Annotated in this window: 25 protein-coding genes; 10 read left to right on the top strand and 15 right to left on the bottom strand. The window is 69.6% G+C overall.

Annotation, left to right across the window (positions count from 1 at the left end; all coding sequences use genetic code 11):
• Positions 1 to 405: 405 nt before the first annotated feature.
• The 9 genes from EAO73_RS35665 to EAO73_RS35695 all read right to left on the bottom strand — a co-directional run bounded on the left by EAO73_RS35665 (position 406) and on the right by EAO73_RS35695 (position 6,317).
• Positions 406 to 2,427, bottom strand: a complete 2,022-nt coding sequence (locus tag EAO73_RS35665; RefSeq protein ID WP_147975666.1) for a hypothetical protein — start codon at positions 2,425 to 2,427, stop codon at positions 406 to 408.
• Between the two features lie 173 nt (positions 2,428 to 2,600).
• A complete protein-coding gene (locus EAO73_RS35670) occupies positions 2,601 to 3,149 on the bottom strand; it encodes a hypothetical protein (RefSeq protein WP_147975667.1) in 549 nt (182 codons plus the stop codon).
• A gap of 112 nt (positions 3,150 to 3,261) precedes the next feature.
• A complete protein-coding gene (locus EAO73_RS35675) occupies positions 3,262 to 3,573 on the bottom strand; it encodes a hypothetical protein (protein WP_147975668.1) in 312 nt (103 codons plus the stop codon).
• Between the two features lie 146 nt (positions 3,574 to 3,719).
• On the bottom strand, positions 3,720 to 3,866 hold the full coding sequence (locus EAO73_RS36250; RefSeq protein WP_191134356.1) for a hypothetical protein: 147 nt from the start codon (positions 3,864 to 3,866) through the stop codon (positions 3,720 to 3,722).
• A 19-nt stretch (positions 3,867 to 3,885) separates the two neighbouring features.
• Complete coding sequence (locus EAO73_RS35680) at positions 3,886 to 4,086, bottom strand: hypothetical protein (protein WP_147975669.1); 201 nt, start codon at positions 4,084 to 4,086, stop codon at positions 3,886 to 3,888.
• A gap of 6 nt (positions 4,087 to 4,092) precedes the next feature.
• Positions 4,093 to 4,224, bottom strand: a complete 132-nt coding sequence (locus EAO73_RS37180) for a hypothetical protein (RefSeq protein ID WP_263576325.1) — start codon at positions 4,222 to 4,224, stop codon at positions 4,093 to 4,095.
• Positions 4,221 to 4,646, bottom strand: coding sequence for a hypothetical protein (locus EAO73_RS35685; protein ID WP_147975670.1), 426 nt, complete (start codon positions 4,644 to 4,646; stop codon positions 4,221 to 4,223). The genes EAO73_RS37180 and EAO73_RS35685 overlap by 4 nt, the downstream gene beginning before the upstream one ends.
• Complete coding sequence (locus EAO73_RS35690) at positions 4,643 to 5,179, bottom strand: WhiB family transcriptional regulator (protein ID WP_224756612.1); 537 nt, start codon at positions 5,177 to 5,179, stop codon at positions 4,643 to 4,645. Before EAO73_RS35690 ends, EAO73_RS35685 begins: the two co-directional genes overlap by 4 nt.
• Positions 5,180 to 5,375: 196 nt before the next feature.
• Positions 5,376 to 6,317 carry a hypothetical protein gene (locus tag EAO73_RS35695; protein ID WP_147975672.1) on the bottom strand — a complete coding sequence of 314 codons (942 nt, stop codon included), beginning with the start codon at positions 6,315 to 6,317 and terminating at the stop codon, positions 5,376 to 5,378.
• A 400-nt stretch (positions 6,318 to 6,717) separates the two neighbouring features.
• On the opposite strand from EAO73_RS35695, the gene EAO73_RS35700 reads away from it, so the two are divergent.
• The 5 genes from EAO73_RS35700 to tpg all read left to right on the top strand — a co-directional run bounded on the left by EAO73_RS35700 (position 6,718) and on the right by tpg (position 11,786).
• A complete protein-coding gene (locus tag EAO73_RS35700; RefSeq protein ID WP_147975673.1) occupies positions 6,718 to 7,452 on the top strand; it encodes a GntR family transcriptional regulator in 735 nt (244 codons plus the stop codon).
• Between the two features lie 451 nt (positions 7,453 to 7,903).
• Positions 7,904 to 8,098 (top strand): hypothetical protein, encoded by a 195-nt coding sequence (locus EAO73_RS35705; protein ID WP_147975674.1) that lies wholly within the window; start codon positions 7,904 to 7,906, stop codon positions 8,096 to 8,098.
• 611 nt (positions 8,099 to 8,709) lie between these two features.
• Positions 8,710 to 9,636: a hypothetical protein gene (locus tag EAO73_RS36255; RefSeq protein WP_191134355.1), complete on the top strand. Its 927-nt coding sequence runs from the start codon at positions 8,710 to 8,712 to the stop codon at positions 9,634 to 9,636.
• A gap of 76 nt (positions 9,637 to 9,712) precedes the next feature.
• A complete protein-coding gene (dnaB, locus tag EAO73_RS35715; protein ID WP_147975676.1) occupies positions 9,713 to 11,074 on the top strand; it encodes a replicative DNA helicase in 1,362 nt (453 codons plus the stop codon).
• A gap of 151 nt (positions 11,075 to 11,225) precedes the next feature.
• Positions 11,226 to 11,786, top strand: coding sequence for a telomere-protecting terminal protein Tpg (gene tpg, locus EAO73_RS35720; protein WP_147975677.1), 561 nt, complete (start codon positions 11,226 to 11,228; stop codon positions 11,784 to 11,786).
• A 146-nt stretch (positions 11,787 to 11,932) separates the two neighbouring features.
• Here the strand turns inward: tpg and EAO73_RS35725 are convergent, their stop codons facing one another.
• The 5 genes from EAO73_RS35725 to EAO73_RS35740 form a co-directional block, all read right to left on the bottom strand.
• Positions 11,933 to 12,370 (bottom strand): DUF4259 domain-containing protein, encoded by a 438-nt coding sequence (locus EAO73_RS35725; RefSeq protein ID WP_147975678.1) that lies wholly within the window; start codon positions 12,368 to 12,370, stop codon positions 11,933 to 11,935.
• A 54-nt stretch (positions 12,371 to 12,424) separates the two neighbouring features.
• Positions 12,425 to 13,072 (bottom strand): transposase, encoded by a 648-nt coding sequence (locus tag EAO73_RS37040; protein ID WP_224756613.1) that lies wholly within the window; start codon positions 13,070 to 13,072, stop codon positions 12,425 to 12,427.
• Positions 13,069 to 14,025 (bottom strand): ISL3 family transposase, encoded by a 957-nt coding sequence (locus EAO73_RS37045; protein ID WP_224756614.1) that lies wholly within the window; start codon positions 14,023 to 14,025, stop codon positions 13,069 to 13,071. The genes EAO73_RS37040 and EAO73_RS37045 overlap by 4 nt, the downstream gene beginning before the upstream one ends.
• A gap of 483 nt (positions 14,026 to 14,508) precedes the next feature.
• Positions 14,509 to 14,769 (bottom strand): hypothetical protein, encoded by a 261-nt coding sequence (locus EAO73_RS35735; RefSeq protein WP_147975679.1) that lies wholly within the window; start codon positions 14,767 to 14,769, stop codon positions 14,509 to 14,511.
• Positions 14,770 to 15,002: 233 nt separating this feature from the next.
• Complete coding sequence (locus EAO73_RS35740) at positions 15,003 to 16,256, bottom strand: endonuclease domain-containing protein (RefSeq protein WP_147975680.1); 1,254 nt, start codon at positions 16,254 to 16,256, stop codon at positions 15,003 to 15,005.
• A 114-nt stretch (positions 16,257 to 16,370) separates the two neighbouring features.
• Here EAO73_RS35740 and EAO73_RS35745 point away from each other — a divergent pair, with 114 nt between their 5' ends.
• The 3 genes from EAO73_RS35745 to EAO73_RS35755 all read left to right on the top strand — a co-directional run bounded on the left by EAO73_RS35745 (position 16,371) and on the right by EAO73_RS35755 (position 18,750).
• Entirely contained in the window at positions 16,371 to 17,972 is a 1,602-nt protein-coding gene (locus EAO73_RS35745; RefSeq protein ID WP_147975681.1) for a hypothetical protein, read from the top strand.
• Between the two features lie 266 nt (positions 17,973 to 18,238).
• Complete coding sequence (locus tag EAO73_RS35750) at positions 18,239 to 18,475, top strand: hypothetical protein (protein ID WP_147975682.1); 237 nt, start codon at positions 18,239 to 18,241, stop codon at positions 18,473 to 18,475.
• Positions 18,475 to 18,750 (top strand): hypothetical protein, encoded by a 276-nt coding sequence (locus tag EAO73_RS35755; RefSeq protein ID WP_147975683.1) that lies wholly within the window; start codon positions 18,475 to 18,477, stop codon positions 18,748 to 18,750. Before EAO73_RS35750 ends, EAO73_RS35755 begins: the two co-directional genes overlap by 1 nt.
• Positions 18,751 to 19,024: 274 nt before the next feature.
• Here the strand turns inward: EAO73_RS35755 and EAO73_RS35760 are convergent, their stop codons facing one another.
• The gene (locus EAO73_RS35760) at positions 19,025 to 19,273 is read right to left on the bottom strand and encodes a hypothetical protein (RefSeq protein WP_147975684.1); all 249 of its coding nucleotides are present in this window, start codon (positions 19,271 to 19,273) and stop codon (positions 19,025 to 19,027) included.
• A 611-nt stretch (positions 19,274 to 19,884) separates the two neighbouring features.
• Between EAO73_RS35760 and EAO73_RS35765 the strand changes: the two genes are divergently transcribed.
• Together EAO73_RS35765 and EAO73_RS35770 are read left to right on the top strand one after the other, a co-directional pair.
• Positions 19,885 to 20,469 carry a hypothetical protein gene (locus EAO73_RS35765; protein WP_224756615.1) on the top strand — a complete coding sequence of 195 codons (585 nt, stop codon included), beginning with the start codon at positions 19,885 to 19,887 and terminating at the stop codon, positions 20,467 to 20,469.
• Complete coding sequence (locus EAO73_RS35770) at positions 20,463 to 21,317, top strand: ATP/GTP-binding protein (RefSeq protein WP_147975685.1); 855 nt, start codon at positions 20,463 to 20,465, stop codon at positions 21,315 to 21,317. Before EAO73_RS35765 ends, EAO73_RS35770 begins: the two co-directional genes overlap by 7 nt.
• Positions 21,318 to 24,092: the final 2,775 nt, after the last annotated feature.

The raw sequence follows: 24,092 nt of genomic DNA on the forward strand, positions 1-24,092 counted from the left end.
GGGCCTGGGGGGGCCTGGGGGGTCTGGGGGTTCATGCGGCTGAACTCCTTGTCCCAGTCGATTCCGGACATGCGGCTGGCTCCTTCGCGGTGTGGTGCGGACCCGGCCCAGACATGCCGGAAGCGGGTTCTGATCAGGGGAAACGTGCTCTACTGGTGCGGTGACTGCTTCCGGCAGTCGCAGCGAAGGCCAGCCCATTACCGGTGGGCTGGCCTTCACTGGTGTGTGCCGGACGGTGTCCTGTCAGCGGTGCTTACGGGGCCGCAGGCGCGGGTGGCACCACCAGCAGCCGGAACCGTGGTCGTGCTCGATGCAGGACGAGAACCACGCCGACCGTGTACTGCAGAGCGCTCACGGTGAGCTCCTCACTCTTCAGTGCGTCGGGGAACCGGGACCGGCCCGGTCTCACGAGACCTGCTTGAACCGGCCCCGTGCGATCTCAAGGCGGCGACCGGCCGTGGCGCGTGAGACACCGAGAACCGTCTTGGCTTCATCGACTGAGACGGTGTCCGGGCCCTGGCGCCGGTACATGAGACTCAGGAGCGAGGTGACCTGTCCCTCGATCTCAGCGTCCCGGGCGAGCGCGGGGCGACCGGTCTCACCGGAGCGCAGCGGGAGGGGGGTCGCACCGCTGTCCGACGAGGCTGTCTCACGGCCTGACCTGCGCGTCTCACCCGTGTGGGACGGCATCTCAGCCGCGCTCGCCTGGGTGGGCGTCTCAGTGGTGCCGGTCTCAAGGGCAGGGGGCGTCTCACCCTCGCCGGTCTCAGCGGCCAGCGCCGGGGCGGTGCGGGGGTGCGGAACCGTCTCACCGCCGGTGTTGAGACGGCCGGTTCGGACGAGGTCGGTCTCACCGCCGGGTGCGGCCGCGGTCGTCTCATCCGGGCCGGTGCCGTCTGCCGAGCCGGTCTCACCGGGCTCCTGGGTGATCCGGTGGACGCGCCACATCACCCAGGGGGCGATGGCGGCAACTCCGACGATGAGCCACCACAGCGGGTCGCCCTTCTCGTCGACGCCGACCAGTTCGGCGTCGGCAAGGTGGTAGATGGCGTTCGCGGCAACCATGAGGATCAGTGCCCCGGCGACGTCGCGGTGCCGGCGGAACGCCTGCACGACGTAGACGTCGATCGCGAGCGGCAGCGCCCAGGCCACCCACGCGGGCCAGCCGCTGAGTTTGGCCAGGGCGAACTCCCCGGACGCGGTCAGGACGATCGTCGCGGCCAGGGCCACACGGGGCCCCCAGATGTTGACGAGGTTCTGCCGCTTCTCCTGCTTCGCGATGAGCGCTCGGGCCGCAGCGACCTCCGCCCGGGTGTCCGCCAGCTCCCGCTGCGCCGCCTGCTGCTCAGTACGGGCGCGGGCGCGGGCCCGGTCGGCCTCCAGCTTGGCGGCGGCGACCAGGCGGCCGGCCTCCTTCTCGGCCGCGCCGATCCGCTCGGTGGCGGCGGTCTCCGCACCGGCCAGGGCACCGGCGGCCTTGGCCTCCGCGAGCGAGCGGATCTTGAGAACCTCTTCCTCGGCACGGGCCTGCGCGTTCTGAAGGGTCTGCTGTGCCTCACCGCGCGTCGCCTGCGCGTCCTGCTCCGCCTCGTCCAGCGCCTCGGTGGCCTGCTCGCGGGCGCGGTCCAGGAGCCGGGCCGCGTCCTCTTCGGCCGCTGCGACGTCCTCGCGGGCCTTCGCCCGCAGGGCCTCGGCGTCCTTCTCCGCCTGCCGGCGCATCGCGGCCGCTGCCTCGCGGCGGGAGCGGGCGTCTTCCTCAGCGGCGGCCACCATGTCGGCCGCGCGCTGCTTGGCCTCCTGGACCAGGTCCTCGGCGTGCTCGGCGGTGGCGGCGGCCTCTGCCTGTGCCCGGGTCTTGTCCTGCTCGGCCTCGGTGCGCAGCTGTTCGGCGCGGGTGCGGGCGGCCTCCACGATCCGGGCCGCTTCGGCCTCCGCCTCGGTCTGGAGAGCCTGCGCGGCCTGGCGGCGCCGCGCGAGGGTCTGTTCGACCGCCGCGAGGTCGCCGTCGGCGATCGTGCGGGCTCGCTGCACGGTCTCCTCCGCCGCCGCGACCTGCTCCTCGGTCAGCGCCCGCATCCGCTCCGCCTGGTCCCTGGCGGCCGCGATGATGCTGTCCGCCTCCGCCTGGGCCTTGTGCGCGGCGGTGTCGGTCTCCGCCGTCTGCCGGCGAGCTCCATTGAGGAGCACCTCGGCCTCGGTCCGGGCCGCGGCGAGCAGCTGGTCGGCCTCCGCGCGGGCGGCCGTCACCATCGCCTCGGTGTCGACCACCGGGGCCGCCGGGGCGGCGGATTCGGTAGGGACCGTCGTACCGGTGACCTCACCGTCGACGTCGGGCGCCGTGGTGGCCGTCGTCCTGGTCGTCGTCTTCTTCGTGGGGGTCGTCTTCTTCGCGGCAGCCTTACGGGCGGGCTGGCGTCGGGTCGTCACAACGGGTCCTTTCATACGGTGCTGAGTGCCTGGGCCATGCCCGCCCCAGGCGGGGTGGTCGGCCTGTCCCGGTGTATGGGCGGCGAGGACCAGCAGCCGGGCAGGGGGCGGGAGACGAACTGGTCGCCGCTCCCGTCCGGCGGGAGCGGCGACCAGTTCGCCGGGGCGCTTGGTCAGGCGGCTGGAGGGGCCGGGATGGCGGTGCTGCCGTGGGTACGGGCGAAGACGGCCGCGGCGGCCAGGAGGCCGAATACCTCCTCGACCTGACGGGCGGGGTGCCGGTCCCAGGACTCGTAGCTGGCGTGGGGGGCGCCGGTCAGGGCCCGGACGAGCAGCTCGAAAATGTTGTCGAGGGCGCTGCGGGTGTCGAGGCTGAAGCGCCGCTCGGGGTCGGTGTCCTCGGCGTGGGCCAGGGCGTCGTAGATACCGCGGCGGGCGGTGTAGGAGGGGTTCCAGCCCGCGGTGCGCAGGGTGTCGGCGGCCTGCTCGGCGTGGGCGGCGATCTGCTCGCCGGTCAGCGGCATGCCGCTGGGGCCCCAGTACAGCCAGTTGGTGTGATTGCCGGCCAGCTCCCAGGCGCGGTCGATGAGGGAGGCCGGGGTAGAGGGCGGGGTGGTGGCGGCGATCGTGCCGGCGACGAACACCTCGATGTCCCGTACGAACTCGCGCTCGGTCACGGCCGCATCCTGCGGGCGGGTCAGGCCGTGGTTCAGCTCGAACATGCGGTCCCTCTTCTCGGTCGGATGGTCCGGGCTGTCCGGCTCCCCTCGGCCCCGCCCGTACCGGCGCGGGGCCGGGACGGGCGGGGGAGGCAACCGACAGGCGGGGCAGGGTTCATGCAGTGTTGAGGAGGCGGAACGTCGCGAAGGCAGTGCCGTGCGGGTCGACGCTGGCCATGACGATGCGGTCGGCCTCGTCGCCGTCGCCCCGGTTGACGGCGTCGGCAGCCGCACGGGCGGCCTCCCAGTCCACGCACGGGGTCGGGCGGTGCAGCCGGGTGCGCAGCGTGCGCCAGGCCCGGCGGACCGGGTGGCGGCGGCGGGCCCGGGTGACCCGGGCGGCGGCGTCTCGGTGTCCGAGCTCGTGGAGGATCTGCTGGGATTCGTAGTCGGCGGCGGTCCAGCCGTCGCGGCGGGTGGTGCGCATGGTGTCTCCTGAATGGGCGTCGGGCCGGGTCGATGCCCGGTTCCGGGGGTGCGGAAGAGCCGGCCGCCCGTGATGCGGGCGGCTGGATAGGTCGAGCAGCGGTGGGCGGGACACCGGTTGGTGGTTCCTCCCGCCGGACGGTGCGGTCAGCCCTTGCGTTTCTGCTGGGCGAGGTAGGCGTCCTGGAGCCGGACGAACTGCGCGTACAGCTGCGCGCCGGTCTCGCAGTGTTGGCCGTCCTGGCAGGTCGGGCAGGTGTTGAGGTGGGTGCGCCAGGTGGTGCTGGCGGCCATGTATTGGGTGTGGGGGCTGTCAGCCACCGTGGTTCCGATCAGTTCGTGCGTGGTGCGCGGGGTGGATGTCGGTGACGCGGTGGCCGGCCTCCCAGGCCTGCGCGGCCGCCGTGGCGGCGGCCGCGAGCAGGATGCGGGTGAGCGGGTGGGCCAGGCCGCGCGCGGCGATGGCCCGGGCCGCACGCTTCTGCGCGGCCCGGGCAGTTCGTATCTGATGCACCGGCTGCTACTTCTGGCCGGTGCCGCCGCAGGGCTGACAGGTCTGCATCTCGACACCCTGGTACGGGGTGCCGTCCGCACCGACATGGCACACGGTGACCATCTGCTGGCCGGACCCTCCGCAGGAGGTGCAGGTCATCGGGTCACCCCCGCCGTACTCGCGGCCGGGGCGGGGGCCACGCCGCCGCAGCGGCAGGTCCAGTATCCGCACAGCCCGCACGCGTCGTCCGCCGACCGGAACGTCAGCGGACGGACCAGCTGCAGGATGGGCTGGCGGTCGTAGCCCGGCTGCATCTCGTCGAGAGTGCGGCGCGCCCGACGGCCGGCAGCTCGGGCGCGGGTGTCGCCGTCGAGGACCAGGTCGCCGATGAGCCGGTGGAACTGGTCGGTCTCGTCGCGTTCCGGGCCGCGCTGGTTGTCCTGCTCCTCCCAGTCCTCCAGCCACCCGGCGCGCGGCAGGGGGGCAGGGACGACGCCGGTGCAGGTGCAGGTCTCGAACGTGCCGCCGCAGTTCGGGCAGGTGCCTGTCAGAGCGGGGATGAGGGCGAGGGTGGTGGTCATGCTGCGACCTCCCACCCGTTACGGGCCCGGCGGGCCGTACGGATCTCGCGGATCCGGGCCGTGAGCATGTTGACCAGCACGTTCTGTTCGGCCTGCGCCCTGGTGGGCGACAGCCGCTCGCCCTCGACCTTGCGGTCGAGGGTGGAGGTGACCTCGTGCTGGACCTGGGCGACGAGGTCGTGGAGTTCGCGCTGCTCGGTGTCGCGGTCCGCAGCGACCGCGTCGGCCAGGCGTACGGCCTGGGCGGTACGGACGGCGGCGAGCTCGGGGCCGGTCAGCCCGGCGCGCACCATGTCGTCCGCGTCGTCGCGGCCGTCGTCGTCTCGCAGGGCGAGTTCCTCGCAGGCGGCTCGGGCGGGGCAGCCGGTGCAAAGTCGGATCGCCTCGGTGCGGCGGGCCTGCCACTCGTCGGCCGGCTCGTGCTCAGCACGGAACCAGATGTCCGGGTCGGTGTCGGTGCAGCGGCGGGCGCCGGCGTCGACCACGGTCTGGAGTACGGCCCGGCGCGTGTGCCGGGCCTGAGTGGATGTCATCCTGTGCATGCGCATGTTGCCCTTCGAGAGAGGGTGAGCTGCGAAGACGCACCCCCCGGGGGCCTAAGCCCGGGGGGTGCGTCGTGTTCAGGGCCAGTTGGCCCTGTGGCTGCTGTACGAGCAGCCACGGCCCCGGGCCGCCCCGTTCACTGCGGGGCGGCCCGGGGCCGTGGTCGTTCGTCGCGGAAATGCGGGGTCAGAACGGGACGCGGGTCCAGGCCGGGAAACGACCTGCGCATCGGCCGCAGTGGGGGCGGCGGGTGATCCGGCACCATCCGGCGGCGACCGCGTCGGCGAGACTGGACTCGGTGGCGCCGCAGCGCTCACACGCGAGCTGGCCTCCGACCGACTGCTCGGCAGCCTGACGGTCCAAGGGAACTTCGGGGCCCTCGGTAAGGCGCGCGCCCTGCGGAACGGCACGACGCAACTGGTCGGCGGTCTGCACCGCCGGGAGTACGGCAGCCCAGGCGGCCTCGCGCGTCGGGGCGGCCTGGGCGTACTCGCGGTCGAACCGGCGGCGCTCCCGGGCGACGAACTCGCGGACAGCCCGGCGCTTGGGCTCCTGGCGGAACAGCCGGAGGACGGTGACGGCCAGGCGCTCACCGTCGGGGCACGGCAGTGTCTGCCCGGTCCGGTCCGTGGCCTCGCCCTTGCAGGCCAGGCACTGCTCCTGGTGCTGGCGGAACGCCCGGCGGACCTGCTCCACGCTGAGCGGGACGGGCCTGATCTGAGACGCCGCCGGCACCGAGCCCGTCTTGGGCTTGGGCAACACCGTCGTCGGCCGGCGCGAGGCGACCGACGCGGATACCTCGGTCCGCTCGGCCATCTGCTGCCGCCAGGTGTCGACCGCGGTGTCGAGGACGATCCGGCGGTTGGTGTTCGAGCAGCGGCGCGGGGTGGCGGTGCGGTCGCGGTACGGGGTGGTGTGGTGGGGGACCAGCACCGGCGTGCCCTGGACGCCGGTGATCGGCGTCCAGCACTGGCAGGCCGGGCAGATCACGTGTTCCCGGCCCGGCGTTAAGTCGATCTGGCTGGCTGTGAACTCCGAGGCGGCGAGCGCCGGGAGGGTACTGAGGTTCTTCGTCCGGGTCTTCCGGCGGCGCTTGCGGGCTTGAGGCTCCACAGTCGTCGTGGCCATGAAGGGCTCCTCTGGTAGAGGGAGAGGGGGCTGCGTCGCGGGTGGGCTCTCCGACCACCAGGTGCTCGACCGAGGCCGGCGTCCTGGCTGATCGGACAGCGCATCAGCGCTGCGACGTGCAGTAGGAGGCATCCGGCCTGGTGACCGGCCCAGGGGATTTGGTGGAGCTATCAACCCTGGCCCTCCCCAACGGGGAAGTGCGTCCTGCGGTAGTGCTGATGCCGCTGCAATGACGGAACACCCGGACAGTGCCGGGAAGCCTGCGGCGACGAGCTCAATGTAGACCACTAGCGATGCAGTGCGCTAGTGGTAGCGCAGGAAGTACGCGTGGCGTAGTCTTCTACGTGTAGAGCTGCACTACAGAGCGATTTCGGCGCGCGAGCCGAGAGAGGAGATCGGTATGCCCAGCACAGTCGGATATGCAGAGATTGCCGCGAACTATCGCCAGCAGATCCAGGATGGGGAGCTGCGGCCAGGCGACACGATGCCGTCCCTGCGCCAGGTATGTGAGCGCTACAACGTCGCCCAGACGACTGCCAATAGGGCATACCGGGTGCTCAAGATGGAGGGACTGACCATTGCGCGCCCTGGAGTAGGCACGGTGGTAGCCGGCCCCACGAGCAACAACATCGGAACTCGCGTCCGGCTGTACGAAGCAACGGGTAAGGCCCTGGACGGGGGCGAGAGTTCCCAGATCCTCGAAGTCGGGACCGTTGGCGCAGACGAGTTGATCGCTCCGCGCCTGGACGTCGCGCCAGGCACTCCGGTTCAGGTACGACGCCGACTCGTCAGCCGCAACGGTGTACCAGTACACCTCAGTAACTCCTACTACCCCGCTTACGTGATCGCGGTGACGCCAGAACTGGCCGAACCCGTTTCGACAGGTGGGTCGCGTGAACTCGCAGCAGCACGCTTGGGAGTCCCTCAAGCGCGAGTCCTGGAAGAGGTGACCTCTCGCCATGCCACGGCGGCCGAGAAGGAGCACCTCGGTCTCACGGCTGGCGATGTGGTCGTAAGCCAGGTGATCCGCACGGTGACCCTTGACGACGACCGAGTGGTGGAAGTGGCCGTCAAGGTGACGGGCGGCGAGACCATCCTGCGCTGGGCCACGGAACTCGGCAGCCAAGCGACCTAGCTCCAAGCCTCAAGAACCAGCCCGTCTGCCACACCACCAAAGGTGGCCTCCAGTGACAGGATGTCGTCATGAAGAACAGCGCGCAGCCGCCATAAAACGCTGAAGCGGTCCCGTCGCCACAACGGAACCGCTTCCTAGCGATCGACTCGACGAACTGCCAGGAACCCGAGTCGTGAGCAGTGAGAGTGACCTCGCCTGCCGGGTGATGCCCGTGGACCTCTCGGTCCGCGTGGTCACCAATACCCAGAATAAGCGCGCCGCCTCCCGGAACGCCACCATCCCGGGGTCCGGTCAGGTCACATCCGCTGGTCACGGCTCCCCTATCAGGGGAGATCCACCCACTATGTACCGCCCGCCCACCCGTCGCCGCCGCCACCTCGCGGCCGCCGGCCCGGCATTTTTTTTGAAGATCGCTGTCACGTCTGAGGCGCAGCCGCTCCTTGGGGTTGGCGTGACCATCACTCCCGCCTCGCAGGCCGCCCCCGTCCCGTCGTACGGGACGCACATCTGTGACCAGCCACTGCCCGCCCGCTCCCGCAACCGCCGCCCCATGGAGGCGCACGCCCTGTTCGGGCATGCGCCAAAGCCCGTAGACCATGCGGTGGCGCCGTTCAAGACGCTGCTCGCGGCGGGGGGCGCCGCATGAGGTCCATCGATGGGTCGGTCTTCGGCCGCGGGGACGAGCCGGATCTCGTTGCGGTCACTCGGCAGGTGGCGGAGACGCCCGGTCTTCAGCCCGAGGACGTCGGCGTCCTGGTGTACCTGTTGCTCAAGCCGCTGGGGTCGCTGGCGACCGGCAAGGACATCGCGGGGGGGATGCGCGAGCTCGGCTGGAAGATGAGCGTCGACCGCTTCGACGCCATCGCCAAGCGGCTGATCAAGGCCGGGCATCTGAGGCGCAAGTCGGTCTACAACTCCGACACGAAGCGCCCGGAGTGGCGCTACTGGGCCTTCCACGACCCGGGGAAGAACCCGGACCACGCCGGAGCGACCTCTGCCAAGTCCTCGCAGGTCAGCGCCGAAAACGGGTTTTTCCCGGTTCCGGCGGAGCAGGGCGCGAGGGAAGCCGGGGAAAACCCTGTTTCGCCTGGTCAGAGCCGGAAACGGGTTTTTCCCGGCTCCGCTCCGGAACCGGGAAAAACCCGTTTTCCCTCAGACGACGTTTTCGCAGGTCAGAGCCGAAATCGGGAAATCCCCGGTTCCGCTGCTGCCCCCCCCACTCCCCCCTATAGGGAGGAGGAGGATTCCTCCTCCCGTATGTCCTCCTCCACAACGGCCGTCGCGGCTGGCGCTCCAGCAACAGACGCAGCAGCCGTCGCGGCCGCTGCCGAGTTCCTCGCGGAGCTCCCGGGGCGCTGGGCCTGCGGCCGGCGAACCGCTGCCGAGTTCGCACCGCTGCTCGCCGAGGCGGTCCAGGCACAGGGCTGGGAGCTGGGCACCGATCTCGTCCAGCACCTGACCCGCCGCCCCCCGGCCCGCCGCAGCATCACCACGGTCCTCCGCGACCGGATCGACGACCTGCCCCGCTACCGCGCCGCGCGCCGTGCCCTGGAGCAGGACCGTGCCCGGTCGGCCGGGCAGGTGCCGGGGCAGCAGCTCGCCCTCGAGGACCAGCCCGGCGGCCAGGGCGCCGCGCCGCTGCCGCAGGGTGTGAGCCCGGAGCGGGTCGAGGAGGCCCGCGTGCTGCTGCTGACGCTGACCGGGCCGTGGGTGCTGGCCCCGGAGACGGCTGCCCGTCTGGCCCCGAAGCTCGCCGCCAAGACCCTGGAGCGAGGCTGGGAGTTCGACGAGAAGCTGCGTCAGCAGCTGATGTCGAACCCGGGCGGCATCACGAACAATCAGCTGGTCCTGGAGCGGCAGCGCATCGAGTGCCTGCCGCAACGCCGCAGCACTCCGGGCGGGTCGGGCACCTCCGCCTCCGCACGGAAGAAGCGGATCGACGCCTGTGGCGTGTGCGACGCGTACGGGCAGACCGAGCGCAACGGCATGCTCGTCACCTGCAAGCACGACCAGGCCCCGGCCCCGGCCGTCACGCCCGAGCAGCCCGCTCCGCCGCAGGCACCGCAGACTCCGGCACCTGACATGGCACCCGAGGCGCCTGCGGTGCCCGAGCAGCCGCACCAGGCGGTCGAGCGGCCCAGCCTGGTCGAGCTGCTGCGCTCGATGCAGCAGCCCGCGATCTGACCCCTGACATGCAAGAGCGGCGCCCGGAAACCTTGGCCGGCCCGGACGCCGCACGATCCCTCTGGAGAGATCACCGATGACTCTAATTCCTGACCAAACCCACGACGACGACCAGGGCCCGGGGCTCGTCCGGATGCCGCCGCAGGACCTCGACGCGGAGACGTCCGTGCTCGGCAGCATGATGCTGAACCGGGATGCCGCCGTCGACTGCGCCGACATCCTCAAGCCCGAGGACTACTACCGGCCCGCCCACCAGATCATCCACACCGCGATCCTCGACCTCCTGGCCAAGGGCGAACCCACCGACCCGATCATCCTGGCCGCAGAGCTCAACAAACGCGGCCAGCTCGAACGCGTCGGCGGCGCCCCCGCACTCCACGCCCTCGTCCAGTCCGTCTCCACCGCAGCCAGCGGCTCCTACCACGCCGAAATCGTCCGCGAGCAGGCCATCCTGCGCCGCCTGGCCGACGCCGGCGTCCGCATCACCCAGTCCGCCTACGCCGGGCAGGGCGAGACCGACGACCTCGTCGCCGAGGCCGCCGCCGAGATCGCAGCCGTCGTCGAAGGCACCGGCCAGGAAGATGATTTCCTGCTCCCGGCCCTGACGATGGAGGGCACCCTCGACCTGGTCGAGGCCAGCGGCAAGAAGGGCCTCACCGGCCTGCCCACCGGATTCGCAGACGTCGACTCCCTCACCGGCGGCCTCCAGCCCGGCCAGCTCATCGTGGTCGCGGGCCGCCCCGGCATGGGCAAGACCACCCTCGCCATGGACATGGCCCGCACCTGCGCCATCAAGCACAGCATCCCGGCCGCGTTCATCAGCCTGGAAATGGGCATCAACGAGCTCAACATGCGGCTGCTGTCGGCCGAAGCCCGCGTCGCCCTGCACCACATCCGCGGCGGGGCCATGACCGACGAGGACTGGAGCCGCCTCGCCCGCTACCTGCCCCGCATCACCGAGGCCCCGCTCTACATCAACGAGTCCGCCACCACGCTGGGCGCCATCCAGGCCAAGCTCCGGCGCCTGAAAGCCCGCGTCCCCGACCTCGGCCTGGTCGTCATCGACTACCTCCAGCTCGTCACCGTCGGCGGCCGCCAGGAATCACGCGAACGCGAAGTCTCCACCATCAGCCGCACCCTGAAACTCCTCGCCAAGGAACTCCAGCTCCCGATCATCGCCCTGTCCCAGCTCAACCGCGGCCCCGAAAGCCGTACGGACAAACGGCCCACCGTCTCCGAACTGCGCGAGTCCGGCTCCATCGAGCAGGACGCCGACATGGTCGTCCTGCTCTACCGCGACGACGCCTACGAGAAGGAGTCCGCCCTGGCGGGCGAGGTCGAGCTGATCGTCGGCAAGCACCGCAACGGGGCGACACCGACCATCACCGTCGCCAACCAGCTCCACTACTCCAGGTTCGTCGACATGGCACAGACCTGACCCCAGTAACACCCGGCAGCCCCACACACCCCACAACAGCCCTGTACGGCGCTCTCGCTGACGATCACCCATCCCCGAGCCGGATTCCACGTCCGGGGTGGAGATCGTCGCTCACAGGCCCGTGCGGGCGATAATCGAGAGGAGCAGCCGCATGGGCATCATCGGTGACAGCCTCGACAAGGCCGCGGCCGCCACGTTCACCCGCCCCATACCCGCGACGCCCGGGGCCCAGATCCGCTACCTCGTGAAGCAGGCCAAGAACTCAACGCGCGCTGTCGCGCAGGCCCTGGGCGTCTCCCAGCGCACAGTCGAGCGCTACCTCAAAGGCCAGATCCGCCGGCCACGCGCCGACCTCGCCGCCCGCCTCGCCGACGAAGTCCGCCGCCACTGGCAGCCCCGGATCCGCGAACGCGCCCGCCGTCAGGCCGCCACCTCGACCGGCATCATCGTCGAAGCCCGCGCCCGGTTCGGCTACACCGCCGCCCCCGGAACGACGGACGACAGCCGTATCCGGTGGATTACTCAGGCCCTCCCACCCGTTTATGCGGCCCGGCTTTTTGCCGCACAGGACGCCGGAGCGGGTGAGCAGGAATTGCAGCACATAGTCGCCGAAGGACTCCAGGAGGTCTATTTCCGCGACAACGGAAGGCGCGCGGACGGCCTCCTCGTCCAATTCACGGACATAGAGCACACCGCCCTCGACTACAGCTGAGACGGGTGAGGCTCTGGGTGGCTTTGTTCACGACTTCGAGCAGCACTTGTTCACGGCTCCGGGAGGCGCCTGGTGGGCCTGCGAGTCGATGTTCACGAGAACGGGCTCTGGCTCAACTTCTGTGGTCTGTGACTTTGTGTCACCGATCAGATTTCGAAGAGGGCTTCCTCTTGTGGCGGGATCGGAGGGTCAAGGACGTTACGGAGGCGGGTGATGTCCTGGCGCCACTTCGACCAGTTCGCAGCTTCGGCCCACAGCTCGGCGAGTTCAGACCGGTTGGAGACCACTTGGTCCAGGGCGTCGACGGCGAGCATCCGAAGGTCTGCAGGCAACTCCGGTAGCGGCTCTGATGGGCCATAGTTCGAACACGCCGGATCACCGTCAGGATGCTGGGCGACGACCAGGGCCGCCGCGCCCACGGCTCGCTCGCCGTCGTAGATTCCCAGGAAGTCCGCCGGCCCAGCGGCGCGCTTGAGTACGCCGCGGATCATGGCTTCGCGTTCTTCCAGTGCTGCCTCGTCCAGGTCACCGGCGAAGTCGGCGGCGGTGTCGTTGTCGAAGGGGCCGATGTCCCAGGTGCCCATGTCTCTCCTCGCGCGGTCGTCTGGGGATCGTCGCACTGGTCACTGACAGTGCGCTCAGGAGGCAAGCAGTACCCGCTTGCGTAGGAGGTTGAAGCCAGCGCGTCCGTACATCTGCCGCTTGATCATTTTGATGCGATTGACATGGCCTTCGACTGCGCCCGAACTCCAGGGCAGGGTGAGACCGGCGATGACGGCATCGCGGTCGCGGTCGATGCCGGCGGCAAGGGTATGGAGACTGGGCAGATCGTCGTGCCGGACGGCGGCGAGCCAGTCCGGGAGACGCTCGCCCTGGCGCTCAGTCAGCATGACCGCGAAGGCGCGGACGTGCCGGGTGAGCGCGTCGATCTCGGGACAGTGGGTGCGCACGGCTTTGAGCAGCAGTTGTTCGGCCTTGGGAAGAGTTTCCGGTTGCCGGAGAATCCATCCGGCGACCGTTCGGGACGTGGGCGGCCGGGCGACCACCGGCCGCGGTGAGGTGCGCTTCTTGTGCAGGTAGGCGCGGACGCGCTGGTAGCTGCCCTTATAGCCGAGCGGCACGATCTCCTCCCACAGTTGCCAGGCGTTGGTGCAGCCCTCGTTCCACCGGTCGTCCAGGAAGGGCTTGTAGTCATCGAGGACCGACGGTCGGTTCTGCCACTGCCCGGTGAAAAGCTCCTCCGGCCTCGCTGCGTCGGCGAGCTGCTTGACGGTCCGCCAGGTCATACCGAGCTGCCGCTGGACCGAGCGGCGGCTGTGCCCGGCCTCCAGCAGTGCGTGGACGTCGGCGTGCCTGGCGCGGGTGCGGTCGGCGAAACGATGGCCCGTGGGCCATGGCGAGCCAGAGGAATCTTCCTCCGGCGCAGGCTCCGGATCGGGTTCGGGGGCGGCCGTGACCAGGGCGCGGAGGCAGCGGCGGTGCTGAGCGACGGCCCGTTCGCAGCCTCACTCACGTTGTGCCAGAGGTGCCACCGGTCCGCGACCTGGACCGCTTGTGGAGCGCCGGCGGTGGCACCTTCAGCGAAGAACGGCGCCCGGTCTCGGCAGATGACCTCAACACCCGGCCGTGCGGCGAGCCAGGCCGCCAGGCTGGACGCCTCCCGGTCGGGCAACAGGTCGACAGGGCGGCGGGTTTCGATGTCGATGAGGACGGTGCCGTAGTGGCGGCCCTTCCGGGTCGCATACTCGTCGACACCGACCACCCTCGGTGCGACCACTTCGGGCTCGGGAAGCGCGTCCACCAGCCGAAGCACCGTGCTACGGCTGACGGGAACGCCGAGAACGCCGGCGATGCGTGCCCCGGCCCGGCCCGCGAGGGCCAGGCCGACCGACGCCAGGGTCGAGCGCAACCGTTCGGTCCTCTGACTGTGCCGACGCGTCAGGCCCCGTATCTGCTCGACGAAGGTACGGCGTGCGCAGCTCTGATTTCCGCAGGTGAACCGCCGGACCCTCAACTGAAGGACGACCCGTCGGCCTCCGCTTGGAACATCAGCGGGAAACCGCAGGTAGGAACCGTGAACCCGGTTCGACCAGGTGCCACAGACCGGGCACACGGCGCCGTCGGCCGTGCATTGCGCATCAACGCGCACTGTCGCGATGTTCACGTCTACCGACAGCACCGCGACGTCCGCGATCGACGGGAACAACAGCGCCTTCAGCCGGAGCAGGACCTCTTCCACGGCCCTGAACATTCAGCCCGACTGCGTTGCCCAGGGATCATTTTCAGGCGACTTCACCCACAGCTCGAAGAGGCTTAGCAGTCACTGAGAGTGGCGGCTCCACAGAAGTTGAGCCAGAGCCCGAGAACGGGAGGCACCCGCCGGCAGTCGGCAACGGCGCGACGGCTGTTCCGGCCTCCGCCCGTAGCCAGCGCTTTTGCCGGGACCGCCGCGGCGCGGTCGACGGCGATCCGGCGGCCACCGCTGCGGTGCTGTCCGTTCTCGTGGACATCGGACGCGCGCGGGTGCCTCCCGAACTGCTGTCGAAATGCTGCTCTCCGACGTGTACAGAGCCACTCTGGGGCACGGTCACCTCGGTGACCTTCACCCAGAGGGCGGCGAAGTCTCGTCGTTGAGGAAGAGCTCCACCGTCAGTTCGCCTAGCACCAAGCTACCGCCCCGCCCCATGTCCAGGGGTTCGCCGGCCGCGCCCGATCGGCGCGATCAGGGGACGTCGCCCTCCCAGAAGAACGGCCCGCCCGTGACGCCCGGGGCGGGTGCGTAGGAGGCGCGGCCGCCGGCCCCGTACGCGCTGAGCGGGGCGATCAGGTGCGCCCCGCCGGCGAGCATGTCCTCGCTCCAGCCGGTGACGTCGAGCAGCTGGCCGTCCAGCGGCCCGCCCACCAACTCGCGGTAGTCGTGGCCGGGCTCGGGCCCGGTGTCCGCCTCGTCGTCGCTGCCGTAGATGCGGGGTGCGTGCGTCATGCGGTCAGTCTGGCCCGGCGGCCAGGTGCTCGTCCGCGGATCCGTCCGGGCCGCCGCAGCGTGAGCACCGAGTGCTTCCGGCGGGGCGGCTGCCTGCGGTTGAGGCCGCCCGCAGAGACGGCGGGGGCTGAGAAAAGACCAGGCTCGGGCTGGTACGGAAGATCCGTACCAGCCCGAGCCCCTTCTCCTCTCGGGGGTGCGTTGCTGTTTCGCCATGCGCCAGCCGCAGCCGGCTATTCCTCGCTGCCGAGGTCGAGCAAGGGCTTAGAGGCAACAAGGATTGGGTCGACGAACGTGTGCACGAGCGCGGTGACCTCATCCGCCGTGACGTCCGTGGTCCACGTGCCGGTTTTGGTGTGTCCGCCACTGCAGGACAGCAGGAAGCGGTGACCGGCCTCTGGCTGCTGCTCGGCTTCCCGCACGTAGGGCCGCATCCGGCACTGGCCGTGCCGCTCGGTCTGCTGAAGGTGTGCGCGGACCACCTCCAGGGCGAAGCGTTGTGGCAGGGAACGCTGTTCGTTGCAGCCGCGGCACTCCAGCAGGTGTTCCACGCTGCCCTCGAACTGGAAGAAGTACTCCGGGGTGGCGCAGCCTTCGCGACTGTTGCAGCTGCCGCACAACGGCCCACGCACCTGACCGTGCTCGTGGCAGTGGTCCCACACGCTCGCCTGGCTCGCCTTGCACAGCCGGCACAGGTACTCATCCGCCCGCGTGCCGCGCCGGCGGACCTTTTCGTACGGCACACCGCGCAGATGACCGCTGTACTTCAGGAAGGCCGCCCCCGAGCACGGCGGGCACCGGGTCACGTAACCCTGCGCCGTCGGAGTCCGCCACCCCAGCCACCCCGGGCTCCGCTCAGCGCAGGAGGAACACAGCCGGGCCCGCGCGGCCACCTCGCTCTCGCGCTGCTCCCACCGGTCCAGGAGATCGGCGTAGGCCCGCGGCAATAGCCATTCCTGCCCGGACCACGTCAGGAGCTCCAGCGGCCGGGTGGCGGCAATGTTCTGCCCGTGTCGGCGCCCGACGCGGGAGGCCATGAACTCCTCCCATGTCAGGTCACCGGGCAGGCCGTTCGCACCGACCTGCCGCCAGGCACCCCACTCGCTGAAAGTCCGCTCCTGCCTGAACAGCTTGTCGCGGGCCGCATCGAACATCCAAGCCGCCACACGACGTCGCCAGTCGGGCAGGTACCACTCGACGTTTTCGCCCTCCGCCATGCTGTGGTGAGTGGGCAGCCGGACCGTAACGACGTCGTCCAGGCGCACCTCCATATCCGCGAACACGCGGCCGGCCGCCCGGATGTCCCGCTCGTCGTACATCCACCGGGCCCGGTGCTTGTAGCAGCGCACCGCTATGTCACCGAGAAAGACATGGCCGTGCTCCCGCAGGCCCGGCATGTGAACGAGCTCGTCAGGGGCCAGCGGCACCGCAGAGTTTTGCGTGAGGTCCGCGAAGAGGGAGCGTGCCAACTCCCGGCTGATCGGCATGACCGAAGGGTGGCAGCCGCCACTGACAATGCCGCCCGAACCGCACAGAGCCAACTGTCAGTGCACAGGCGCAGAATGATTCGGTACCACTCGAATGGAGCACACGGGAGCAGGATGGACACACGCCTTATCCAGACCGCTGTCCTTGGAGATCCGGAGTCCGATGAGCCGGTGATCTGTCCGGAGGACCCGGAAGAGCTCGATGCCTTCCGTCTGGAGCATGAAGCGAACACGTGGTGGTGCGGCATCAACCTGCCGGGTGGATGCGGCCGACGGCTGATCACCAGGCGCTGCACCGACAAGATCTGCCACTTCGCTCACGTGCCGGACCCGCACGGTTCCGACTCCCGGCTGCCCTGCAGCCGAAGGCAGCGCAAAGATGATGCCGACCACCTCTTCATCAAGGCGGATATCGCGCGTTGGCTGCGGCAGCAGAACATCGAAGCCGACTTGGCCCTCAGCGAGCCGCTCGGCTCCGCCGTTACGGCGCGCCTTGCCGACGGACGGCTGCTGGTCGTACATCTCGACACCGCACGAGCTCCGGCGTGGGACGACGAAGAGGTGTGGGAGTACATCCTGGGACCGGGCTGCCTGATAAGCCCGGACGTGCTCGCCCAGCGCGGCCACGCATTCCGGATCCGCATGGAAGGACGGTCCGACCGCGGACGCCGCTTCGTCGTCGCCGGCATCCAGCGAGCGGGTACGCATACCGAGTGGTTCGACCTGGCTAACCTCAAGGTGACGGCAGGCAGTATCACCACGGTCAACGAGGAGCACTCTCCCCAGCCTGCGCGGACACCCGCCGCGGCCACCGGGCAGGCCGCCTCGGGCCAGCGGCCGGCCGATACGTCGTCGCCGTCCAAGGCCACGGCTCCAAGGGCCGGTGAGTTCCGGCCGCCGACCGTGCGCCGGCTCGACAGCGCCATCTACGAGCAGGCACCGGGGCACGTCAAAACCGCCATGCTCAGTGTGCAGCACGTCATCGACAACGAGAGCCTCGATAACGACGAGCTGACGGCGCTGAGGGCCGCGTACGGCCGCGGGCAGCGGTGGCTGGACCAGCGCCAGCGGCGGCGGGCGACCGTCATCGCACAACTCCGGGAGCGGGTCGACGCCGGAAAGGACCCCGGAGGGCTGGCCCGACAGGCGTGGGATCTCGTCGACGAAGAGGATGCGACGGACGAGGACAGGGCCCAGGTCAAAGCGATCCAGCAGCAAATGCAACGGGTAGTAGACGAGCGGCGTGAGGCCGAAGCCCGCAGGAGGATCGAGGCCCACCAGGCCGCGCTGGAGGCGAAGCAGCGCGCGGCGAGGGAACGGCAACTCGCGCTCGACCGGGAGACTGCTCGAAAGGAACAGGAGGCGCGGATCGCGCGGCTCAAAACGCTGGTTCCCCCCGTGAGGGGCGGACTGAAGAGGGCTGCCGGAAACGGAGAGATGCGTACCTGGCAGGAACTGCAGCACAAGACGGGAGCCCGCGGCCTCAAAGGCCTCTCCTACGAGGATCGGGTCGACCTCCTGGTGATGGTTGGACAGAAGACACCGCCCGACGAACCCCTGTGGTCCGTGTTGCTCATTGCACACGGGGACCAAGAAGCGCTCGCCATGCACCGCGCCGTGGCAGCGCAGCTTGGAAGGGACGTTCCCGAGAACGACGGCGAACTCATCGCGCAGCTCAAGGACCAACGCGCCGAACTGCATCGACTTCACCGGTAGCCCCATGGGCGCGCTGAGGTCGCCGTCTGCGTCAGGTACCGCCAGCGCGCCCTTCTTGCATACATAGCGAGCGGTCGCTACCCCGCCTGTCACCACCGCGAGCCCCGGACCCTACAGAGTCCGGGGCTCGCCGATTTTCCAGGCCGGCCCCGCCTGACGCCTGCGCGGACAGGCCGCTTCCGGCCGGGTGCATCCGAGCGGCCACCGAGGCCAGCGTCCGCTCGATACTGTGGTGGCACACGCCCGTTCGCGCCTGGAGGTCCTCGATGAGCGAACAGCCGGCCCCCGCCGACACCACCGTCCGGCAGCAGCTGGAGCCCGACACTGCTGACGAGCTGCGCGCGTACGCGGCCCGGACCCGCGAGAACGCCGACCAGCTCGCCGCCGTCCTCGAGGACATCGCCACCAACGGCCTGCCCGCAGCGGAGGACTGCACCCCGTGGGAGGAACTGCGCGAGACCCACCTCACCCGGCTCACCGCCCAACGCCCGGCCGTCGCCTGATGCCCACACCACGCAACCCGCGCCGCCGCGCCCAGGTCGCCTTCACCGACTCCGCCGCCAAGCAGCTGGACACCATCACCAGCGAAGCCGAGCTTCACGCCTTGGACCGCGCCCTGGTCGTCATCTCCGTCGACCCCGACGCCGGCGAACCCCTCCCCGGCGACAACAGCGGCCCGCGACTGCGGCAGTACGTCGACGACGTCGAACGGGTCCGCCTCGTGTACTGGGTGACCGCCCTGCGCACCGTGGTCGTGGTCGCCTTCATCGAGGTGTAGCAGCCGCTGTCGCTCTTGACATGCTCGCGCTGCATAGTGGCGCGGGATGCAGCGCAGCGCAGCATTTGCACGCGCCCCTACGCGGCCTTGTACTGGTGCGCGCGCTATCTCACTGCGGCCGCGCAGCTCGTTCAGCAGCCCGCAGATCTTGGGGCCGGCCAGGCGCTCGACCGCTGCGCGGCCCCCGGCCAAAGGTGACGGCATGCCGTCACCAGTGCTCTGAGCTGCGAGGGTCAGCGTTTGGGTCAGCGTTTCAGCGCCCGGCTGATGCGGGTCACGGGACGTCGCCCTCCCAGACGAATGGACCATTCGGGGCGCTGGGCGCGGGTGCGTAGGAGGCGCGCCCGCCGGGGTAGGCGCTGTGCGGGGCGATCAGGAACGCCCCGGTGGTGAGCATGTCCTTGCTCCAGCCGGTGACATCGAGCAGCTGCCCGTCCAGCGGACCGCCCGTCAGCTCGCGGTAGGCACGGCCGGGCTCGGGACCGGTCGCGGGCTCGCTGCCGTAGACCCGTGGGTGCGTCATGCCGCCAGTCTGGCCCGGCGCACCGGCGGCCGGGCCCGGTACCGCGAACCGGGCGGCATCGCCGCGGTCCTGGTCGTGGTCCTGGCGGTGGCCGACGTCGGGCAGTTGCCCTACGGGTTGCCCTACAGGTGGCCTATCAGGTTGCTGTACGGGTTGCCGTACGCGTTGCCCTACAGGTTGCCGTGGCCCATTCCGCGGAGCCACGTTCCCGCAGTTCAGGGGGTGCGGGTCACTCGGAACACGCGCCGACACCTCTTCCCAGAGGGGAAGAGGGTCTTCTCCTCCAGCACCACAGCCGGGCTGCGCGGCGGTCGGGGCGGCCGCTCGCCGGCGGACCGGCGGCGGTTGCTCAACCGGTTGCCCTCCTCGTCGGGATCAGGGTTGCCCGACTCAGGTTGTGATCGGGGTTGCTCAACAGGTTGACCGTGGTTCCGGGGAGGGCCCGTTTCCGCGCAGCTCAGGGGCGGCGGGTTAGTCGAAAGCCGAGCCGACACCTCTTCCCCAGAGGGGAAGAGACCCGTCTCCCCTTCCTCGGCGGGCGCGGTGATCGGCCGACTGCGGCGAGTCACGGTGATCGCTGTTCCATTGACGATCAATCCGGGGGTGCCGGGATGACGACGGTTCGACGGATGCGCGCGGTGGCGCTGTGCGGGGCTGTACCGCTCGCGCTGCTCATGGCGGGCTGCGGAGGCGGCGGCGGGGACGCCAAGCCGTCCGAAGCCGCCCCAGCCGCCTCCCAACCCGCGCCCGCGTCGTCCTCGGCGACGCCGACAGACCCGGACGCGGCGCAGAAGCGGGCGGTGCTCACCGCCTACGCCTCGATGTGGGCGGAGCAGATGAAGGCGTACAAGGTCGCGGACGCCACGGGCACCGACCTGAAGCGCTACGCCGCACTGACCGCGCTCTCCAAGCTGCGCCTCGACCTGGCACAGATGAAGAAGTCCGGCACCCGGGGCACGGGAACGCTGGGCCACGAGCCGGAGGTGACGGAGCTGAACACGGGCGGGAAGCTGCCGACCGCGATCCTGCAGGACTGCATCGACCTGTCCCAGTGGAAGGCGGTGCGCACGTCGGGCGAGCCGGTCCCGCTGCCGAGCAACCAGCCGCGCCGCTACCTGGCCACCGCCAAGGCGGAGAAGTGGCCCGACGGCTGGATGATCACCGACTACACCCCGAACGAGGCCCGCACGTGCTGAGGCAAGCGGCGGCGGCCGCCGTGCTCCTGGCCGCCGGTCTCGCGTCGGCCACGCCCGCGCACGCGGACACCGGCCGGGGCGGGGGAGTCTGCGACAACTCCGGGCTGCTGGTCACCGTCTGCGCGCACGAGACCACCACCCCCGGCACGGGCGGCGCCAAGCCCGCCCACGCCACCACGGGCGGCAAGAAGACCGCAGAGGCCCCCTGCACATACACGCGGGCCGACCCGCAGCCCCCGGCCGCGAACCTGGCCTGGGAAGACCACACCCCGAAGGACGGCGCCCTCTACCAAGTCGAGTGCCCGGACACCGGCCGCGCCGGAATCGTGTTCGTCCCGAACGGAACAGCCGGCCCGGCCGCGCCCGCCATCGACCCCGAGAGCGTGGCCCGGCAGGCGGTCGCCTCGATGCGACTGGAAGGCCCGGCAGTGGCCAGCCCCCGGGCGTCCGGGCGCTATCCAGTCGGCGCACCGATGTGGATGTGGGTACGCCGGACGCCGACCGCGTACGGGCCGCAGACCGCGACCGCGACGGCCGGCGGCGTCACCGTGTCCGCCACCGCGCAGGTGCACTCCATCCGCTGGGACATGGGCGACGGCAACACGATCACCTGCCTCGGGCCGGGCACCCCGTACGACAAGCAACTAGGAAAAACGATCTCCCCGGGTTGCGGCCACCGCTACCAGCACTCCTCCACCGACCGCCCCGGCAAGCGCTACAAGGGCCACGCCACCGCCACCTGGGCAGTCACCTGGACCGCACCCGCCCTCGGAGACAGCGGCCAGTTCACCGAGATTCGACACGCCGACTGGACGGTCCGCGTAGTTGAGGTCCAAGTACTTAACTGAACGTCAAAACGCCTCTGAGCTGCGGCTTTTGGCTTTGCTTCGACGCCGGGAGGCAGTACCAGACGCCAAGATAGGTGTGACCTTGGTCACGCCTAGTTTTAGCAGGCGTTAACCCCCTTCCTGTGCCTCTGACCAGCGAAAACGAACCTGCCGCGTGCCTGGTATGGCGCTTTTGCGTCTAATGTCGCGACTTGCGTTTCGGTATGCCGTGGAGTCAATGTCTTTCCGTTGGTCCCCCGCCGGAAGGCCCCTCTTTAAGGGGAGTTCCGGCCTTTCTGCTGTTCAAGGCCCTGCAACTCCCTGAAGGGGTACAGGGCTCGCGCGTTGGCGTCGGGCCTAGGAAGGGGCCTGTCCGCCGGATCTGGCGGTCAAACGGACAGGCCCCCTGAGCCGGGAGGCCCTTATGACCGTACACATCACTGATGTAGGAGCCGCGATTCTTGTCGCCGCCTGCATCGTGGGGTACCTCGTGTACAAGCACAGCAAAACCACCCCCGGCCCGGCCAGCAAGGGCGACCTCGTAGGCGCGATTACCTGCGCGGTCGCGGTCCTCACCGCGCTGCTCCTCCTCTTTGGAGGGGGCGCAGATGCTCAGCAACCTGCCTCACCCGCAGACGCTGCCACAGCACCGCCGTACTGATATCCCGCCCGCCGACGCCCGTCCTCTTGGTCACCTGCCACGCGTGTGACCAGCGGAAAGGTCGTGCTCCGCTCATGCCTGGGGCAGGCGGTGCAGCCATGCATGCCTGCCGGTAGCAGGTGTGTAAGGTTGATAAGAGAGTCCAAGACTTCAAGGTTCTGGGACTCTGGGAAGCAAAGAGGGCCTCCTGCTGGTTGCACCCAGCAGTCGGCCCTCTCCGCAGGTGCTGCGGTTACTGAGCCCGGCCGTCTAGATACCGGCCGGGCTCAGTGACGAGTCCACGCCGTACGTCCGCGCTCGCTTCCCGTCCGGTTCTCACCGAACGAGCCGCAGTACACCATCGATGATCACCGCGACCACCGGCACCCAATCCAGCAGTACCTGTCTTATCGACAGATGCCTGCGACGGGTACTCGGCTGTTCCGCTGGCTGAGTCATCGCGCCTCCTTCATTGACCCCAAGTCGCCCTCGGGAAGGGCCCGCACCGGTTCCGGTACAGTTCAGGAGGGGTCAACTCGCTGAAGCTCCAGTCATCTTAGACGAAGCACAAGCTCGAAGTTGCCCGACACCACTACATGTTGTGTCGATTCTGGACTCCAACCACTAGATCTTGGGTTTCCTCGCATTTCTCGCGCTGTCACATATGCGGACAGATCGCCCAGCTGTCGACACCGTAGCCCTCGACAGCCGCCTCGATTGATGGCGTGCGCCGCCGCCGTCCGGGCTGCGCGGCGGGCCGGGCCGGTCGTTCGCCGGCGGACCGGCGACGGTTGCCCAACAGGTCGCCCTCCTCGTTGCGATCGGGGTTGCCGGACTCGGGTGGCGATCAGGGTTGCCCAACTGGTTGACCGTGGTCTTGGCGAGCGGTCCTGTCCGCGCAGGTCAGGAGGCGCGGGTTAGCCGGAATCGGTGCCGACACCTCTTCCCCGGAGGGGAAGAGCGCCCTTCCTACTCCTCCACCGCGGCTTGTGACTCGTGCCGAGATGCAGGCCCGGCTCGTTGAGCCCGCCATGGACACTCAGCAGCCCGAACCGGGCGCAGACGAATGGCCAGTGCCCGCGAGTTCACCCGGTACGCCAACGAAGCCCTGGACATGGACCACCCGGAAGCCGCCCGCGCCTTCGCCGACCTCGCCCTGGTCCACATCCGCCTCGGACTCCGGCCCGAGCACGTTACCTCCGCAGACGCCCCGGACCCCGGCACCGAACCACCAGCGGACCTTCCCCAGCCCCGTAGCTCACACGACTGGGACCTCCCCGGCTTGCCCGCCGGCTGCGCCCCCGGCCGGGCTCCCGGCCTCCTCACCGAAGAGCAGTCCCGCGCCCGAATCCGCTACGGCCTCGACCACGGATGGACCCAGCGCCGCATTGGGCGGTTCGCCGGACGATCGGCGACGACCGTAAGCAAAGTGAAATCAACTATCGAACCCGGCACGTAATTTCAGGAGTACCCCCAGCATGAAATTCTCTCGGGGCGCTCGGAGCTCGGTTGTGCTCGGATGACGCGTGGGTAATCAATTTGATGACTGACTGTGTGCCAGATACCTGCCGTGGAGGTGGCGATCTGTTCGTGATACTACACAGCACATCAGTGATGCATGATGCGGTGATTATGCGAGTGATGCACGGGTATCATCGTAGTGGGTCGGTGTTCACCAGGGGGATTTTCAGGCCATTCGCACTCGCGGGGGGAGACGCTGCCGGATGTGGGTGACGGACTTCCCGGTGCGGGTGGAGCGCAGCGGATCCGCACCTGTTGCCCGGTGGCCGGCAGTCGGGCCGGGGTGATGGGGTGTCATGGTTCAGGGGGTGGTTGTTTTCTCGGGATGCTACACAGACCAGCGGTGATGCACCGTCATCGTGTAGCCAGCTGTTCCGGCGGAGCCGGAACCGGGTGGGGGAGCGAAGCGGACCCGCCCCGCAGTTCGGGCTGGAGCGGAGCGGAGGCCCGTGGATTGGAGCGAAGCGGAAATCCGAAAGGCGCGAAGCGCCTTTTTCAACACTTCGTCACGAACCGCGAAGCGGTTCGTTTCGCTTTCCCATCGCGAAGCGATGGCGCGCCTTTCGGATTTTTTCGGATTTCCGCTTCGCTCCAATCCACGGGCCTGCGCTTCGCTCCGGCCCGGACTGCGGGGC

Origin of the sequence: Streptomyces sp. col6 (genome assembly GCF_008042035.1) — a bacterium.
Lineage (GTDB): Bacteria > Actinomycetota > Actinomycetes > Streptomycetales > Streptomycetaceae > Streptomyces.

Coding starts and splice junctions, on each gene's coding strand:
- EAO73_RS35670 (WP_147975667.1), bottom strand. CDS start 3,149: ATGTTCGAGCTGAACCACGGCCTGACCCGCCCGCAGGATGCGGCCGTG.
- EAO73_RS35675 (WP_147975668.1), bottom strand. CDS start 3,573: ATGCGCACCACCCGCCGCGACGGCTGGACCGCCGCCGACTACGAATCC.
- EAO73_RS36250 (WP_191134356.1), bottom strand. CDS start 3,866: ATGGCCGCCAGCACCACCTGGCGCACCCACCTCAACACCTGCCCGACC.
- EAO73_RS37180 (WP_263576325.1), bottom strand. CDS start 4,224: ATGACCTGCACCTCCTGCGGAGGGTCCGGCCAGCAGATGGTCACCGTG.
- EAO73_RS35685 (WP_147975670.1), bottom strand. CDS start 4,646: ATGACCACCACCCTCGCCCTCATCCCCGCTCTGACAGGCACCTGCCCG.
- EAO73_RS35690 (WP_224756612.1), bottom strand. CDS start 5,179: ATGACATCCACTCAGGCCCGGCACACGCGCCGGGCCGTACTCCAGACC.
- EAO73_RS35695 (WP_147975672.1), bottom strand. CDS start 6,317: ATGGCCACGACGACTGTGGAGCCTCAAGCCCGCAAGCGCCGCCGGAAG.
- EAO73_RS35700 (WP_147975673.1), top strand. CDS start 6,718: ATGCCCAGCACAGTCGGATATGCAGAGATTGCCGCGAACTATCGCCAG.
- EAO73_RS36255 (WP_191134355.1), top strand. CDS start 8,710: ATGTCCTCCTCCACAACGGCCGTCGCGGCTGGCGCTCCAGCAACAGAC.
- dnaB (WP_147975676.1), top strand. CDS start 9,713: ATGACTCTAATTCCTGACCAAACCCACGACGACGACCAGGGCCCGGGG.
- tpg (WP_147975677.1), top strand. CDS start 11,226: ATGGGCATCATCGGTGACAGCCTCGACAAGGCCGCGGCCGCCACGTTC.
- EAO73_RS35725 (WP_147975678.1), bottom strand. CDS start 12,370: ATGGGCACCTGGGACATCGGCCCCTTCGACAACGACACCGCCGCCGAC.
- EAO73_RS37040 (WP_224756613.1), bottom strand. CDS start 13,072: ATGACCTGGCGGACCGTCAAGCAGCTCGCCGACGCAGCGAGGCCGGAG.
- EAO73_RS35735 (WP_147975679.1), bottom strand. CDS start 14,769: ATGACGCACGCACCCCGCATCTACGGCAGCGACGACGAGGCGGACACC.
- EAO73_RS35740 (WP_147975680.1), bottom strand. CDS start 16,256: ATGCCGATCAGCCGGGAGTTGGCACGCTCCCTCTTCGCGGACCTCACG.
- EAO73_RS35745 (WP_147975681.1), top strand. CDS start 16,371: ATGGACACACGCCTTATCCAGACCGCTGTCCTTGGAGATCCGGAGTCC.
- EAO73_RS35750 (WP_147975682.1), top strand. CDS start 18,239: ATGAGCGAACAGCCGGCCCCCGCCGACACCACCGTCCGGCAGCAGCTG.
- EAO73_RS35755 (WP_147975683.1), top strand. CDS start 18,475: ATGCCCACACCACGCAACCCGCGCCGCCGCGCCCAGGTCGCCTTCACC.
- EAO73_RS35760 (WP_147975684.1), bottom strand. CDS start 19,273: ATGACGCACCCACGGGTCTACGGCAGCGAGCCCGCGACCGGTCCCGAG.
- EAO73_RS35765 (WP_224756615.1), top strand. CDS start 19,885: ATGACGACGGTTCGACGGATGCGCGCGGTGGCGCTGTGCGGGGCTGTA.